The organism is Salinicola sp. DM10, assembly GCF_017306975.2.
GTDB lineage: Bacteria > Pseudomonadota > Gammaproteobacteria > Pseudomonadales > Halomonadaceae > Salinicola.
The window spans coordinates 37,361-53,240 of record NZ_JAFLEN020000004.1 but is presented as its reverse complement, the minus strand read 5'-3'; the positions used below and the strand labels follow the sequence as shown (position 1 = coordinate 53,240).

General features: G+C 67.4%; 10 protein-coding genes. 4 read left to right on the top strand and 6 right to left on the bottom strand.

The features are described from left to right. Positions 1–6 precede the first annotated feature (6 nt). Entirely contained in the window at positions 7–1,791 is a 1,785-nt protein-coding gene (locus J0A90_RS14355) for a sodium:solute symporter family protein (RefSeq protein WP_207031627.1), read from the bottom strand. A 48-nt stretch (positions 1,792–1,839) separates the two neighbouring features. Beyond that, the gene (locus J0A90_RS14350; RefSeq protein ID WP_207031630.1) at positions 1,840–2,097 is read right to left on the bottom strand and encodes a DUF4212 domain-containing protein; all 258 of its coding nucleotides are present in this window, start codon (positions 2,095–2,097) and stop codon (positions 1,840–1,842) included. A 444-nt stretch (positions 2,098–2,541) separates the two neighbouring features. Here J0A90_RS14350 and J0A90_RS14345 point away from each other — a divergent pair, with 444 nt between their 5' ends. After that, positions 2,542–6,507 (top strand): NahK/ErcS family hybrid sensor histidine kinase/response regulator, encoded by a 3,966-nt coding sequence (locus J0A90_RS14345; protein ID WP_233076810.1) that lies wholly within the window; start codon positions 2,542–2,544, stop codon positions 6,505–6,507. A 145-nt stretch (positions 6,508–6,652) separates the two neighbouring features. On the opposite strand, the gene J0A90_RS14340 is transcribed toward J0A90_RS14345, so the two are convergent. Continuing rightward, entirely contained in the window at positions 6,653–7,948 is a 1,296-nt protein-coding gene (locus J0A90_RS14340; protein ID WP_207031640.1) for an OmpP1/FadL family transporter, read from the bottom strand. Positions 7,949–8,280: 332 nt separating this feature from the next. On the opposite strand from J0A90_RS14340, the gene J0A90_RS14335 reads away from it, so the two are divergent. The 3 genes from J0A90_RS14335 to J0A90_RS14325 all read left to right on the top strand — a co-directional run bounded on the left by J0A90_RS14335 (position 8,281) and on the right by J0A90_RS14325 (position 11,824). Continuing rightward, on the top strand, positions 8,281–8,724 hold the full coding sequence (locus J0A90_RS14335; protein WP_207031642.1) for a MerR family transcriptional regulator: 444 nt from the start codon (positions 8,281–8,283) through the stop codon (positions 8,722–8,724). After that, positions 8,721–11,273, top strand: coding sequence for a heavy metal translocating P-type ATPase (locus J0A90_RS14330; RefSeq protein ID WP_370635794.1), 2,553 nt, complete (start codon positions 8,721–8,723; stop codon positions 11,271–11,273). Before J0A90_RS14335 ends, J0A90_RS14330 begins: the two co-directional genes overlap by 4 nt. 101 nt (positions 11,274–11,374) lie before the next feature. After that, positions 11,375–11,824, top strand: a complete 450-nt coding sequence (locus J0A90_RS14325) for a VOC family protein (RefSeq protein WP_207031644.1) — start codon at positions 11,375–11,377, stop codon at positions 11,822–11,824. Between the two features lie 10 nt (positions 11,825–11,834). Here J0A90_RS14325 and J0A90_RS14320 read toward each other — a convergent pair whose 3' ends face one another. The 3 genes from J0A90_RS14320 to thrC all read right to left on the bottom strand — a co-directional run bounded on the left by J0A90_RS14320 (position 11,835) and on the right by thrC (position 15,868). After that, positions 11,835–12,449, bottom strand: coding sequence for a YitT family protein (locus J0A90_RS14320; protein ID WP_207031646.1), 615 nt, complete (start codon positions 12,447–12,449; stop codon positions 11,835–11,837). A 187-nt stretch (positions 12,450–12,636) separates the two neighbouring features. Beyond that, positions 12,637–14,454, bottom strand: coding sequence for a DHH family phosphoesterase (locus tag J0A90_RS14315; RefSeq protein ID WP_207031655.1), 1,818 nt, complete (start codon positions 14,452–14,454; stop codon positions 12,637–12,639). 25 nt (positions 14,455–14,479) lie between these two features. Continuing rightward, on the bottom strand, positions 14,480–15,868 hold the full coding sequence (thrC, locus tag J0A90_RS14310) for a threonine synthase (protein ID WP_207031658.1): 1,389 nt from the start codon (positions 15,866–15,868) through the stop codon (positions 14,480–14,482). Between the last annotated feature and the right edge of the window lie 12 nt (positions 15,869–15,880).

Genomic DNA, 15,880 nt, shown 5'->3' with positions numbered 1-15,880 from the left:
CTCGGCTCAGTGGTCGACCGCGGCGCCGGCACCACGGGGCACGCGGATCTCCTCGACGATCTGCTGGATCTCCGCCGGCGGCGGTGCGGTGAAGCGGCACACCACCAGCGAGACCACGAAGTTGAAGATCATGCCCAGCGTACCGATCCCCTCCGGCGAGACGCCGAACCACCAGTGCTCGGGGGTATTCATCTCCGGTGCCACGAACTTGAAGTAGACGATGTAGCTGAAGGTGAAGATCAGGCCCACCAGCATCCCGGCGATCGCCCCTTCCTTGTTCATGCGCTTATAGAAGATGCCCATCAGGATCACCGGGAAGAAGCTCGACGCCGCCAGCCCGAAGGCGAATGCCACCACCTGGGCGACGAATCCCGGCGGATTGATGCCGAAGTAGCCGGCGATCACGATCGCCACCGCCGCGGCGATACGTGCCGCCAGCAGCTCACCCTTCTCGGAGATGTCCGGCTTGAGCTGTTTCTTGAGCAGGTCGTGGGAGATCGCCGACGAGATCACCAGCAGCAGCCCGGCCGCGGTCGACAGCGCCGCCGCCACGCCCCCGGCGGCGACCAGCGCCACCACCCACGCCGGCAGGTTGCCGATCTCGGGGTTGGCCAGCACGATGATGTCGCGGTCGATGTAGACCTCGCCGGGGTTGTCGGTGGGGGCATTGCTCAACAGCCGCTCGCCGTGGCTGCCGCGCTCGCCGGTATAGACCGGAGCGCCCTTGAACGGGTCGCCGGCGGACATCTGCACCTCACCGTCGGCGTTCTTGTCGGTCCACGCGATCAGCCCCGAGTTCTCCCAGTTGCGGAACCACTGGGGCAGCGATTCGTAGGCGGTGTTGTCGACCGTATCGATCAGGTTGACCCGGGCGAAGGCCCCCACCGCCGGCGCGCTGGTGTAGAGGATGGCGATGAAGAACAGCGCCCAGCCGGCACTGACCCGGGCATCGCGCACCCGCGGCACGGTGAAGAAGCGCACGATAACGTGGGGCAGCCCGGCGGTGCCGCACATCAGCGCCGCGGTGATGAAGAAGACGTCGATGGTCGACTTGGTGCCCGAGGTGTAAGCGCTGAAGCCGAGTTCGGTCACCAGCTGGTCGAGCCGCGTAAGCAGATAGACCCCGGTGTCGTTGCCGGCGGCGTCGAGCAGCGTGGCACCGAAGCCGGTCTGCGGCAGGATATGCCCGGTCATCATGATCGAGAGGAAGATCGCCGGCACGGTGAAAGCGAAGATCAGCACGCAGTACTGCGCGACCTGGGTGTAGGTGATGCCCTTCATGCCGCCGAGCACGGCGTAGAAGAATACGATCACCATGCCGATCGCCACGCCGATGTCGACGTCGACCTCGAGGAAGCGGGCAAAGACGATCCCGGTGCCGCGCATCTGCCCCGCCACGTAGGTGAACGAGACGAAGATGACGCAGATCACCGCCACCGTGCGCGCCACGTTGGAGTAGTAGCGGTCGCCGATGAAGTCCGGCACCGTGAACTTGCCGAACTTGCGCAGATAAGGCGCCAGGAGCATCGCCAGCAGCACGTAGCCGCCGGTCCAGCCCATCAGGTAGACCGAGGCGTCATAGCCCGAGTAGGCGATGATCCCCGCCATCGAGATGAACGACGCCGCCGACATCCAGTCGGCCGCGGTGGCCGCGCCGTTGGCGATCGGCGAGACGCCACCGCCGGCGACGTAGAACTCCTTGGTGGAGCCCACCCGCGAGGCGATCGCGATCGCGATGTAGAGGACGAAGGAGCCCCCCACGAAGAGATAGGTCAGTAATTGAATATCCATCAGGCCTGTCCTGTGTGTTGGTTATTGTCGGTTGCGATAGATGTCCAGTTACTGCTCTTCGACGTCGTACTCCCGGTCGAGCCGGTTCATCGTCCAGGCGTAGACCACGATCAGCACCAGGAAGGCGTAGATCGCGCCCTGCTGGGCGAACCAGAAGCCGAGCTTGAAGCCGAAGAATTGGATGGTATTGAGCGGCTCGACCAGCAGCACGCCGAAGCCATAGGAGACGATGAACCAGATCACCAACAGCGTCGCGATCAAGCGTACGTTGGCCTTCCAGTAGTCCTGCCGGCTCTTTCCCTTCATGAGATTCCCCTCTCGCTGCTCGAAAGCGCCCCCCGCCTACCGGGCGCACACGGGTGCGTCCTGCCCGCCCCACCGGGCCGATCCTCGGGCGCACTGCTTAGCGCTCGAAAATCAACGGTTTGTCGGGTCCGGCGACACGAATGCAGCCTATGTCAGAGCAGGCTTGCGGGGGCAGGCTGACTTTAGTCGAGGACTGACACGCGGCTCGGCGCCCTCACGCCTTCTTCTTCAATATCAGTCGCTTGGAATGTTCGTTCAGACATTGAACCTTGGTCTATCAGGCCAAAGCATGAGCGTCCGAGGCGCAGCCGGCGCTCACCTCTGTCACACTAGGCGCCCTGCAGCGCTGCGCTGGCTAGACGCGCCGCGGCAGGCGATCATGGCGGGGCGACTCAATAAAGAATCTCACGGGCGCGGAGGCGCTCGGCGCAAGCGGGGAAACACATGTTCGAAGGCGGCTTACTGATCGTCGTGGCACTGCTCTACGTGGCCACGCTGTTCGCCATTGCCTGGCGCGGCGATCGCCACGCCCGGCGCCACGGCCCGGCCAGCCGGCGGCCGATCGTCTACAGCCTGGCGCTGGCGGTCTACTGCACCTCCTGGACCTTCTACGGCAGCGTCGGCCAGGCCGCCACCTCGGGCTGGTCGTTCGCCAGCGTGTTCATCGGCCCGGTGCTCACCTTCCTGCTGTTCTGGCCGGTGATCACCAAGATGATCCGCGTGGCCAAACGCCAGAACGTCACCTCGATCGCCGACTTCATCGCCTCGCGCTACGGCAAGTCGCAGTCGCTGGCCGCCTTCGCCAGTCTGATCGCGCTGGTCGGCACGCTGCCCTACATCGCGCTGCAGCTCAAGGCGGTCTCCACCGCCTTCCGCGTGATGACCAGCGATGGCCACTCGGTCAAGGCGCCGATCGTCGACGACACCGCCTTCTATATCGCCATCGTAATGGCGGCCTTTGCGATTCTGTTCGGCACCCGCGATACCAACGCCACCGAACACCACGAGGGCCTGATCCAGGCGATCGCCTTCGAGTCGGTGGTCAAGCTGGTGGTGTTCCTGGTGCTCGGGGCCTATGTCACCTGGGGCATGTTCGACGGCCTCGGCGACCTGCTCGGCCGCGCCGACACCTATCTGCGGCTGCAGCAGCAGCTCACCGAGCAGAACTTCGACACCAGCTTCTGGACCCAGACCCTGCTGGCGATGCTGGCGGTGTTCTGCCTGCCGCGCCAGTTCCATATCACCGTGGTCGAGAACACCAACACCGACGACGCCAAGCGCGCACGCTGGTTGTTCCCGCTCTATCTGGTGCTGATCGGGCTGTTCGTGCTGCCGCTGGCAGCGGCCGGCCTGTCGCTGTTCCCCGGCGATGATCTCGCTCCCGACAGCTACGTGCTGGCGCTGCCGATCGTCGCCGATCAGCCGTGGCTGGCGATGCTCACCTTCGTCGGCGGGCTCTCGGCGGCCACCGGCATGGTGATCATGGCGGCGGTGGCCAATGCGATCATGATCTCCAACGAGATCGTGCTGCCGGCACTCTTCCGCCTGCGCTGGTTCGAGGAGAAATCGCGCGACTACGGGCGCCTGGTGCTGCTGGCGCGGCGCATCACCATCGTCGCCATCCTGGCGCTGGCCTATCTGTTCTATCAGTTGGTGGCGGAGTACAGCTCGCTGGCCGCCACCGGCCTGCTCTCGCTCTCCGCCGCCGCCCAGTTCGCCCCGGCCCTGCTCGGCGGGCTCTACTGGAAGCGCGGCAACCGTCTCGGTGTGGTCACCGGGCTCAACGTGGGCTTTGCGATCTGGGCCTACACCCTGCTGATGCCGGCGCTGATTCGTGCCGGCCTGCTGCCGGAGGCGTGGCTGGCCGGCGGTCCACTGGGCGTGGCCTGGCTGTCGCCGCTGCATCTTTTTGGGCTCAACGTCACCGACAGCTTCGCCCACGGGGTGATGCTGTCGCTCGGCTTCAACCTCTTTTTCTATATCTTCATCTCCCAGCTGACGCCGCAGCGGGTGGTCGAGCGCATTCAGGCATCGCTGTTCGTCGACAGCATCGAGACCCGCCAGACCACGGTCAATCGCCCCTGGACCGGGGCCACCACGGTGGGCGACCTCAAGGTGCTATGCGAGCGTTTCCTGGGCCAGTCGCAGGTCGAGCGCGCCTTCGACGACTACGGCCGACGCAACGCCAAGCCGCTGGAGAACAACGCCCGCGCCTCGATCGACGTGATCCAGTTCACCGAACGCCTGCTGGCCTCGGTGCTCGGCGCCTCGTCGGCGCGCATCGTGGTCAACTCGGCGCTGCAGGGGCGCGGCATCGGAATCTCGGACGTGATCTCGATCGTCGACGAGGCGTCGCAGGTGCTGGAGTTCAACCGCGCCCTGCTGCAGGCGACCATCGAGAACATCAACCAGGGCATCGGGGTGGTCGATCAGAACCTCAATCTGGTGGTGTGGAATCAGCGCTACCTGGAGATCTTCCGCTTCCCCGACAATCTGATCCGTGTCGGCACGCCGATGGAGAAGGTGTTCCGCTACAACGCCCACAACGGCGAGTACGGCCCCGGTGATCCGGAGGAGCACGTCGAGCAGCTGATCGAGAACATCCGAAGCGGCCAGCCCCACCGCTACGAGCGCTACCGCCCCGACGGCAGCGTGCTCGAGGTGCTGGGCAATCCCATGCCGGGCGGCGGCTTCGTCTACACCTACCAGGACATCACCCAGCAGAAGCGCACCGAAGAGGCGCTGATCCGCTCCGAGAGCAACATCCGTATCTACACCGACAACGTGCCGGCGCTGATCGCTTACTTCGATACCGACTGCCGTTACCTCTTCACCAACCGCGCCTACGAGGCGGCGATGGGTATCGACCGCAACGCGGTGATCGGCGAGCGCGTGCAGAACGTCATGCCGGCGGCCGCGGCGCGCCAGCGCGGCCCCTGGATGCGCCGCGCCCTGGACGGCGAACGGGTTAACTTCGAGATCTCGCTGGACGACGGCGACGGCGGCGTGCGCTACATGCTGGTGACCTATACGCCCCACTTCGGCGAGGGCGGGCGCATTCTCGGCTTCTTCGCGCTCTACCAGGACATCACCGAGCGCCGCCTGGCCGAGATCGCCCTGCGCGAGACCAACGAGAATCTCGAGGAGCGCGTGCGCGAGCGCACCCAGGCGCTGTCCAAGGCCAACGCCGCCCTGCGCCAGGAGAACCGGGTGCGCGCCGAGGCGGAGCAGGCCCTGCGACAGGCCAAGCAGACCGCCGAGGATGCCAACGCCTCCAAGACCCGCTTCCTCGCCGCCGCCAGCCACGATCTGCTGCAGCCGCTCAACGCCGCCCGGCTGTTCACCTCTGCACTGGGCCAGCAGGTGGCGGATGGCGACCACCGCCGCACCATCGGGCATATCGACAACTCGCTGCAGGCCGCCGAGGAGCTGCTGGGCACCCTGCTCGACATCTCCAAGCTCGATGCCGGGGCGCTGACCCCGCGCAAGAGCCAGTTCCCGCTGGCCGACATCCTGCGTCCGCTGCGCGCCGAGTTCGAGGTGATGGCCGACGACCGCGGCCTCGACCTGGACATGGTCGCCACCAGCCTGTGGGTCGACAGCGATGCCCAGATGCTGCGGCGCATCGTCCAGAACTTCCTCTCCAACGCCCTGCGCTATACCCAGCAGGGTCGGGTGCTGCTGGGCTGCCGCAGGCGCCACGACCGGGTGGTGATCGAGGTCTGGGACACCGGGCCGGGGATTCCCGACTCCAAGCTCAGCGAGATCTTCCAGGAGTTCCGGCGCCTCGATCAGGCCTCGCGCCACAAGGAGAGCGAGCGCGGGCTGGGGCTCGGCCTCTCCATCGCCGAGCGCATGAGCCGGGTGCTCGACCATCCGATCCAGGTTCGCTCCAAGGTCGCCGCCGGCACCGTGTTCTCGGTCTCGGTACCGCTGGTGGCCGGCCGCCGCGGCAGCCCCAAGCCAGAGGAGAGCGCCCCGCGGCGCAGCGGCAACAAGCTCGTTGGTACGCGTATCCTGTGCATCGACAACGAGCGCCTGATCCTCGAAGGCATGAAGGCGATGCTCGAAGGCTGGGAGTGCGAGGTCTTTACTGCCACCTCCATCGGCGGCGCCAAGTCGGCGATCCGCAACATGGGCGGTGACCCCGACGCCATCCTCGCCGACTATCACCTCGACAACGAGGTGACCGGGGTGATGGCGCTGGAGGCGCTGGAAGAGCTGTGCGAGCAGAGCGTGCCGGGGATCGTGATCACCGCCGACCGCACCGAGGAGGTCGCCGACGAGATCAAGCGTGGCGGCTATCAGCTGCTGCTCAAGCCGGTGCGTCCGGCCGCCCTGCGCGCCCTGCTCACGCGCACACTGCAGGCCTCGCGGGCGACCCGCGCAGCGGGTGACGAAAGCCCCTGAACCAAGCGCAGGCCGAAACGACGACGCGCCGCAGATGGCGGCGCGTCGAGGAAAATCGGCAGGCTGTGGATGAATACTCTCGTGGGTATGCCGGTTCGCCGGCCCCGGGCCAAGTGCCCGAGGCACAGCGAACCAGCGGCGCGGCTTAGAAGCGGTAGGTCGCCTGCACCCCGAACAGGTTGAGCGAGTTGTCGTACTCGGCCTTGTAGGAGGTGCCGTTGGCCTTCTGCTGGTCGACGTCGGCGCGATCTTCCCAGATGTAGCTGTAGGCGGCATCGATGGTCAGGTCGGGGATCGGGGTCCAGCCGGCACCGATCGAGACCAGGTTACGGTTTGCCGTGGGCACGCGCGGGCTGCGGTGGGCGTCCTTGACCGGCGACTGGTCGTAGGCGATACCGCCGCGCAGGGTCCAGGCCGGATTGACCTTGTAGGAGAGACCGGCGGCGTACTGCCAGGTGTCGCGATAGTCCTGCTGCTCGTTGATATCCAGCCCCAGGCCGTTGTCGACCACCAGCTGGTCGAAACGACTCCAGCGGACATAGGTCGCCCCGGCCATCACCGTCCAGCGGTCGTCGAGCTGGTGGGTGACCGAGAAGTCGATGGTTTCCGGCAGGGTGATATCGAGCGAGGCATCGCCGGAGCGGTTGAGGAAGACCGCGCCACCAGCGCCCACCCCACCGAACACGTTGGAGGCATCGACGTCACCGGTGAGGTGGTAGTCGACCTTGGAGCGGTAGGTGAGGCCCAGGGTGGTGGACTCCACCGGACGGTAGATCAGGCCGATGTTGTAGCCCCAGGCATCGTCGTTACCCTTGACGTTGACGGTACCATCACTGGAAGCGGCCGGATTGAGCGGATTGGGGGTCTTGCTCTCCAGCTCGCCCTTGATGTGGTTGTAGGTCACGCCGAAGCCGATGGCGAACTTGTCGTTGAAGCGATACGACAGCGTGGGCTGGGCGGTGATGATCTCCAGGTCGCTGTAGTTGCCGAAATAGCGCCCCTTGAAGTCGTCGCCGTAGTCGGTGACCAGCCCGAACGGCGCATAGACGCCGAGACCGAAGCTCCAGCGGTCGTTGATCGGCTGCACGTAGTAGCCGAACGGTACCGCCTTGTGCGGAATCATGTCGCCGTCGGTACTACCCTGAGTGCCCACCACACCAGCGAGTGTCGGCTGGGTGCCGCTGTCGTTGCTGATGTCCGAGCTGGCGTCGATGTAGTGGGTACCGGCGGTGACCTGGGCGCGGTCGAGGAACGACATACCCGCCGGGTTACCGAAGACGATGGAACCGTCCTGAACGTTGGAGGAGCGTCCGGCCCAGGAGGTGCCCTGGCCACTGACGCTCTGTTCCTGGAGTTGAAAGGCCCCGGCCATGGCCTGGCTGGAGGCGGCAGCGCTCACCAGCGCGATGGCCAGCGACAAACGGTTGTAGCGAAAAGACATGGTTCGTTCCCCTCTCCCAGTGGTCGCCCTTGCGCTTGCGCGTCTGGCGATCGTCGCCGAAGGCGCGGCCCCCGCATCCCTTCAGCACTATTTTTCCCATCCCTTTGTCACTCAGCGCCGCGACAGCGTCAATGCGCAAACGGTCGTTTCAATCGCATTTTTGACTTCTCTTTAGTCGTAATACGAATCGCTATGTCGCTTTAGCTGCCATTGGCGCTCGACAGCGCCCTGTCCGCCTTGCCAGCGCCACGCCTCAGTGATAGGGCATCGCCTTGACCCATGTGTTAGGCCCAGGTTTTACACTGACCTAGAAAGTGCGGAGGAGCTTCACGATGAAAGTCACCGAACTGGCCAGAAGCGCCGGGGTCACCGCCGAGACTGTACGCCACTACACGCGCCAGGGTCTGCTGACGCCTCGGCGCGATCCGGACAACGGCTATCAGCTCTACGACCAGCGCGACCTGGGGCGGCTACGTTTCATCCAGCGTGCACGCACCCTGGGCTTCAGCCTCAAGGAGATCGCCGAGATTCTCGACCAGGCCGACCAGGGCGATTCGCCGTGCCCGCTGGTACGCGACCTGCTCGCCGCACGCCTGCCGCGTATCCATGCCCAGATCCGCGAGCTGCAGGCGCTGGCCGAACGCATGGAGCACGCCCTCGAGGATTGGGCGCAGATGCCCGACGGGGCCCCCGACGGGCACAGCATCTGTCGCCTGATCGAACACACGTCCGACGGCGCCCACGGCTGCCAGGCCGCGCCGGGGAGGTCCGCGTGAACCACTATCGCTATCGCGTCGACGCCATGCACTGCCAGGGCTGCGTCAAACGCATCCGTGCGGCGGTCGCTGCCGCCGACGCCGAGGCCACCCTCGATGCCGCCCCCGCGCAGCGCGAGCTGGCGGTCACCACCCAGCTAGACGAGGCGAGCCTGCGTCAGCTGCTCGACCACGCCGGCTATCCCGCCGCACCCCTCGACGAGACCAACGCCGAAACACCGCCAGCCCCCGAACAGCAGACGCAAGCAGCCACGGACGCGCAGACTCCCGGGGCCGGTGCACATGATGCGACCGGCGCGCACACCGACAGCCCCGCCCTGCGGCGGCTGGCGATCGGCGGCATGACCTGCGCCGGCTGCGTCAGTGCGGTACAGAAGGCGCTCGCGGCTACCCCGGGGGTGACCCACGCCCAGGTCAACTTCGCCAGCGAGACGGCGCAGGTCGGCGGCAGCGCCGAACTCGATGCGCTGATCGCGGCGGTGCGCGGCGCCGGCTATACGGCGACGCCGATCGCCGATCTGCGCCAGGCCAGCGCCCAGCGTCAGCGCGACAACCAACGCCAGTGGCGCCGCCATCTGCGTGACGCCAGCCTGAGCCTCGCTCTGGGCATACCGATGATGCTGGCGATGTTCGTCCACCAGCCCCGCCTCGAGGGTGGCGAGCGCTGGCTCTGGCTGGCCCTGGGGCTGGCCACGCTGGGCGTGCTCGCCACTGCCGGGCGGCGCTTTTTCGACGGCGCCTGGAAGGCGTTTCGTCACCATCAGGCCAACATGGACACGCTGATCGCCCTCGGTACCGCCGCGGCCTGGCTCTACTCGATGACGGTGGTGCTGTTTCCCGGCCTGATCCCGCCGGCCTCGCGCCATCTCTACTTCGAGGCCTCGCTGATGATCGTGGGGCTGATCGGTATCGGCCAGGCGCTGGAGCTGCGCGCCAAGGGACGCAGCAGCCAGGCGCTGTCGCGTCTGCTCGATCTGCAGAGCCGTACCGCACGGGTGATTCGTCAGGATCAGGAGCACGAAGTCGCGATCGAGAGCGTGCAGGTGGGCGAACGCATCCGGGTGCGCCCCGGCGAGCGCCTGCCAGTGGATGGCGAGGTCGAGAGCGGCGAGAGCCATATCGATGAATCGATGCTGACCGGTGAGCCCGAGGCGGTGCGCAAGGGCCCCGGCGACAGCGTCAGCGCCGGGACCGTCAATGGCCGCGGCAGCCTGGTCTACCGCGCCACCCAGGTGGGTGACGATACCCGCCTCGGGCGTATCGTCGATCAGGTCGCCCAGGCGCAGGAGTCGCGCCCGCCGATCGGCGCCCTGGCCGATCGCGTCGCCGGCATCTTCGTGCCCAGCGTGATGATCATCGCGGTACTCACCGCCCTCGCCTGGCTAAATGTCGGGCCCGCGCCGCAGCTGGTGCACATGCTGGTGGCCGCAACCACGGTATTGATCATCGCCTGCCCCTGCGCGCTGGGGCTGGCGACACCGATCTCGACCATGCTCGGCATCAGCAAGGCCGCCGAGCACGGTGTACTGATCCGCGACGGCGAGGCGCTGCAGACCGCCAGTCGCCTGAGCACCCTGGTGGTCGACAAGACCGGCACCCTCACCGAAGGGCGCCCGAAGGTGACCGCCAGCCACTACTGGCAGACGCAGGCGCACGCCCAAGCCGCCGTGGTCGCCCTCGAACGCGGTTCGGAGCACCCGCTGGCGAGCGCCCTGCTGGCGCACCTGGACGAGGCGCCCGAGCCCCCGGCGGTCGACGCCTTCGAGAGCGTCACCGGTCGCGGGCTGGTCGCCAGCCTGGCGGACGGCACCCGGGCGCTGCTCGGCAACGCCGCGCTGATGCACGACCACGCCATCGATATCGCAGAGGCGGCGGAGACCGCCGAAGCCTGGCAGCAGCAGGCCGCGAGCGTGGTCTATCTGGCCCTGGACGGCCAACTGGCGGCGCTCTTCGCGGTGCGCGACGCCCTGCGTGAGGATAGCCGTGCCGCGGTGGCACGACTGCGCCGGGCGGGGCTGAAGGTGGTGATGCTGAGCGGCGACAATGCCGCCGCGGCCAACGCCATCGCCCGTGAGGCGGGGATCGACGAGGTCCGCGCCGAGCTGATGCCGGGTGACAAGCAGGCCGCGGTGGCGGCGCTGCAGCAGCGCGGCGAACGCGTGGGCATGGTCGGCGATGGCATCAACGACGCCCCGGCGCTGGCCCAGGCGGATGTCGGCTTCGCCATCGGCCAGGGCACCGACGTCGCCATCGAGAGCGCCGGTATCACGCTGATGCGCGACTCGCTGCACGGCGTGGCCGATGCCATCGCTATCAGCCGCGCCACGCTGTCCAATATCAAACAGAATCTGTGGGGGGCATTCGGCTACAACGCCCTCGGCATCCCCATCGCCGCCGGCGTGCTCTATCCGTTCACCGGGATGCTGCTGTCGCCGATGCTCGCGGCGCTGGCGATGTCGGCCTCCTCGGTCACGGTGGTCGCCAACGCCAGCCGCCTGCGCCGCTTCAACCCGGGCGGTGGCACGCCCTCCGCCGAGGAGCGACACTGATGCTGATACTGCTCAATATGCTGGGCTTGGCGCTCGTCGTCTTTATCGTGTGGTGGTTCTGGCTCAAAAACTGAGCGCCACACCGTTAGACAGGAGGTCTCATGTCCGAACCATCCGCTACTGCCAGCGCTAGCGCGCCGCCGCTCGACGGGATCGTCGAGAGCGTGCTCTACACCGCCGACAAGGCCCGCGCCCGGGCATTCTTCGAGCGTATCCTGGGCCTGGAGCCACACCTCGCCGACGAGCGCTTTCTCGCCTACCCGGTGGGCGCCAGCATGCTGCTGGTGTTCCAGCGCGGCGAGACCGACACCACGGTGACGCTGCCCGACGGCATGGGCACGATTCCGCCCCACGACGGCGCCGGGCGCCAGCACGTGGCGCTGGCGATCGGCGCCGACCGGCTCTCCGCCTGGGAGGCGCATCTCGACGCCGAAGGGGTGATCATCGAGGGGCGCACCCGCTGGCCACGGGGCAGCGAGAGCCTCTACTTCCGCGACCCGGATGGGCATCTGATCGAGCTGGTGACACCGGGGCTGTGGCCCTGCTATTGACGCGTACCGCTCAGCTGCGGCTGACCCCGGTATAGCGCCCCGGGCGGTGGTTGAGGGTGAGGATGCCGCTGAGCACCGCCGCCCCCAGGATAGAGTAGAGCACGTTGCTCACCGGTAGCACGGCGAACGCGGCCAGCATCACCAGACCATCGAGCCCCAGCTGCACCTTGCCCGCGCTCCAGCCGTGGCGATCGTGCAGGTGCAGCGCGAGGATATTGAAGCCGCCCAGGCTGCCGCGATGGCGAAACAGCGAGAGCACCCCCAGTCCGATCAGCGCCCCGCCCATCAGCGCCGCGAACAGTGGCGTCACCTTTCCAATCTCGATCCAGTCGGCGATATGCCAGCTGAGCCAGGAGAGCAGCGCAATGGCGGCGAAGGTCTTAAGCGTGAACTGATGCCCGATCCGCTGCCAGGCGAGCCAGTAGAATGGCAGGTTGACCACGAAGAACACCGGCCCGAAGGGCCAGCCGGTGGCGTAGCTGATCAGCAGCGAGATACCCGCCGTACTGCCGATCAGAATCTCGGCGTGCTGATAGAGCACCACGCCGAGCGCGGCGCAGGCCGACCCGAGCAGAATGGCGAGCACGTCTTCGTGCGTGCGGTGACGGATCTGGGGGCTGTCCATCGAAGTTCCCTTGGCATGGTATGGCCATCGCCGTGGCGCGGTGGCGCCGCCGGCCTGGCGGAAAGCGCGGCGCTTGTGGCGCCGCTGCGTCGCTCGCGGTGCGCGAGACAGCCAATGATAGCGTCAATTCCGCCAAGGGAGTGGATAGCGTAGCGGCAGCCGGTTCGGGCCTGCACCCGCGCGGATATCAGCCGCTCAGGCGTTCGGCGTGCTCGACCATCAACTGCAGCGACTCGCGCCCTTTCCAGCGGTTGCGCGAGAGCTTGAAGCCACAGCGGACGCGGTCGCCCACGGCGATCGGATGCGACGCCCCCGGCGCCAGAGCGCGGAACCAGATGGCGCGGGTCACGCTGGCATCGCGGGAGAGTTCCAGCATCAGGTGGTTGCCATCCGCCCCCACCGCACGCAGCTGCTCGACGTGGAAGGTGGCCTCGAACAGCGGCGCCTCGAATTCGCGCCCATAGGGTGCCAGCGCCGCCAGCTCGTCGAGGGTGGCCAGCGACAGCTGCGCCGCCTCCAGCTCGCCGTCGGTCCATACCACCGGATAGAGTTCGCGCCCGCCCAGCTGCTCGCCCACCGCCTGCAAAAAGGCGCCACGGAAACGCTCGAGCTCGCCCAGCGGTACCCCCACGCCGGCGGCACCGCGATGCCCGCCGAAGCGCGGCAGACTCTCCGGAGCCAGCTCATGGGCGCGCTGCAGGGCGTCACGCAGATGCAGCGCCTCGATCGAACGCCCCGAGCCGGTGAGCATCTCTGGCGTGGTGGCCGGGGTCAGCACCAGGGTCGGGCGTCCATAGCTCTGGACCAGGCGCGAGGCGACGATCCCCTGCACCCCGGCGTGGCCCTGCGGCAGATGGATCACCAGCGCCGGCGGGTCCTCGGCCAGCTGTGCCAGCGCCAGCCCCCGGGCCTGCTCGACCATGTCCGCTTCCAGCGCCTTGCGCGCCTGGTTGTCGTCGTCGAGCACCTGCAGGTGGCGCCGAGCCACAGCGTCATCCGTCGCCAGCATGAAGTGCAGCGCAGCGTAGGGGTCGTCGAGGCGCGAGCGCGCGTTGATGCGCGGTCCCATCTGGAAGGCCAGGGTCTCGGCGTCGAACGGCACGCTGTCGGCCCCCAGGCGCTCCGCCATCACCCGCCAGCAGGGCGCCTGCATGCGGTTGATCAGACGCAGGCCATAGCTCACCACGGCGCGGTTGGCGGCGCTGCCACCCAGCGAGACACAGTCGGCCACCGTGCCCAGGGCGACGTAGGAGAGCCAGGGCGCGAGCTTGGGCGTCGACGCAGAGAGCACGCCCTGCTCGATCAGCACCGCCCGGGTGAGCGACATCATCAGCCACGCCACCATGCAGCCGGCGATGGTCTTGTCGGGATAGTCGCAGTCGTCGCGGGTAGGGTTGATGGTGGCGTAGGCCGAGGCCGGCGGACCCGCCAGCGGCAGCGCGTGGTGATCGGTCACCACCACATCGATACCGGCCTCGCGCAAGCGAGCGATCCGCGGCTCGTCGGAAGAGCCGCAGTCGGCGGTGACCACCAGGCTGGGGCGTGGCTTGAGCGCCAGGGTGCGCTCGACCAGCGGTAGACTGATACCGTAGCCATCGTTGATGCGGTGGCCGATCAGGCTGTGCAGGCGGGTCGCGGGCACGCCGAACAGCTCGGTCAGCGCGCGCAGGATCACCACGTGGGAGGTGATGCCGTCGACGTCGTAATCGGTGAGGATACCGATGTGCTCGCCCTCGCTCACCGCCCGCGCGATGCGCTCCGCGCCGCGGCGCGCATCGGCCAGCCGCTCGGGATGGCTGAGATGACGCAGGGCCGGATCGGTCAGCGCCGCCAGCGGCCCCGCATAGCCCGCCAGGCGCCCGGCCAGGACCCGCGCCTGCAGCTCGCTCAGGCCCTCGGCCTGGGCGCGCCGATAGAGCGCCGCGTCGCGCTCGCGCGGCAGCAGGCGCGGACGGATCGCCGCCGGATCGAGGGAGGTCGCGGCGCTTGGGGCCGACGTCGACATCGTGACACTCACAGCAACCGCCGCCTCAGCGGCGGTTGTCAGCAACGAAGCGCTGAACCGCGGCGAGTTCCGCCGGCAGCACCGTGTAGCGCTCCTCGCGTTCGAGCAGGCCGTCCATGTGCGGCGGCAGCGGCGCCCCGGTGAAACCCGCCTTGACCACCGCCTCGGCGAACTTGGCCGGATGCGCGGTGGCCAGGGTGATCATCGGCGTAGCGCTGTCGGCGCGCACCCGCTCGACGGCGCGATAGCCGGTGGCGGTATGCGGGTCGAGCAGCTCCTTGGTGCGCTGGTGCGCCTCGCGGATCACCTCGAGGATGGTGTCGTCATCGACGCTGAAGCTCGAGAACTTCTCGCGCAGCCGCGCCAGCGGCGCCTCGGCGAGTGCCGCCGGCTCGCGCTGGAAGCGTTCGAGCAGTTCGCGCACCGCGCTGCCGTCGCGCTCGTAGGCATCGAACAGCAGCCGTTCGAAGTTCGACGACACCACGATATCCATCGACGGCGCCAGGGTGGCGGCGAGTTCGCGCTTGGAGAAGTCGTTGTCGGCGAGGGTGCGGTGCAGGATGTCGTTGGCGTTGGTGGCGATGATGAACTGCTTCACCGGCAGCCCCATCTGGCTCGCCATGTAACCGGCGAAGAGGTTGCCGAAGTTGGCCGAGGGCACGCAGAAGCTCACCTCGCGATGCGGGGCACCGAGGGCGACCGCCGAGGCCACGTAGTAGACGATCTGGGCCATGATGCGCGCCCAGTTGATCGAGTTGACCGCCACCAGCCGGGTGCCGTCGAGGAACGCCTGATCGGCGAAGCTCGCCTTGACCATCGCCTGGGCATCGTCGAAGTTGCCCTCTATGGCGATATTGAAGACGTTGTCGGCGAGCACCGTGGTCATCTGCCGCCGCTGCACCTCGGAGACGCGGTTGTGCGGGTGCAGGATGAAGATGTCGAGATGGTCGCAGTGGCGGCAGCCCTCGATCGCCGCCGAGCCGGTATCGCCGGAGGTGGCGCCCATGATCACCGCGCGCTCGCCACGCTTGGCCAGGAAGTGATCGAGGATGCGCCCCAGCAGCTGCAGCGCGACGTCCTTGAACGCCAGCGTGGGGCCGTGGAACAGCTCGAGCAGGAAGTGATTGGCGTCGAGCTGGTTGAGCGGCACCACCGCCTCATGGCTGAAGGTGGCGTAGGCATCGTGAACCAGGCCGCGGAAGGTGTCGTCATCGATCTCGCCGCCGACGAACGGCTGCATCACCTGGAAGGCGATCTCGGCATACGACAGCCCCGCCATCCCCGCCAGCGTCTCCGCCGACAGCTGGGGCACCGTTTCCGGCACGTAGAGCCCGCCATCGCTGGCCAGACCGGTCAACACCACTTCCTCGAAATTCAGCGCCGGCGCCTGCCCGCGCGTACTGATATAACGCATCTTGGTTTCCAC

What these genes read in the sequence shown, in the direction of transcription:
- J0A90_RS14355 (WP_207031627.1), bottom strand. Translation starts at nt 1,791, where the DNA reads ATGGATATTCAATTACTGACCTATCTCTTCGTGGGGGGCTCCTTCGTC.
- J0A90_RS14350 (WP_207031630.1), bottom strand. Translation starts at nt 2,097, where the DNA reads ATGAAGGGAAAGAGCCGGCAGGACTACTGGAAGGCCAACGTACGCTTG.
- J0A90_RS14345 (WP_233076810.1), top strand. Translation starts at nt 2,542, where the DNA reads ATGTTCGAAGGCGGCTTACTGATCGTCGTGGCACTGCTCTACGTGGCC.
- J0A90_RS14340 (WP_207031640.1), bottom strand. Translation starts at nt 7,948, where the DNA reads ATGTCTTTTCGCTACAACCGTTTGTCGCTGGCCATCGCGCTGGTGAGC.
- J0A90_RS14335 (WP_207031642.1), top strand. Translation starts at nt 8,281, where the DNA reads ATGAAAGTCACCGAACTGGCCAGAAGCGCCGGGGTCACCGCCGAGACT.
- J0A90_RS14325 (WP_207031644.1), top strand. Translation starts at nt 11,375, where the DNA reads ATGTCCGAACCATCCGCTACTGCCAGCGCTAGCGCGCCGCCGCTCGAC.
- J0A90_RS14320 (WP_207031646.1), bottom strand. Translation starts at nt 12,449, where the DNA reads ATGGACAGCCCCCAGATCCGTCACCGCACGCACGAAGACGTGCTCGCC.
- J0A90_RS14315 (WP_207031655.1), bottom strand. Translation starts at nt 14,454, where the DNA reads ATGTCGACGTCGGCCCCAAGCGCCGCGACCTCCCTCGATCCGGCGGCG.
- thrC (WP_207031658.1), bottom strand. Translation starts at nt 15,868, where the DNA reads ATGCGTTATATCAGTACGCGCGGGCAGGCGCCGGCGCTGAATTTCGAG.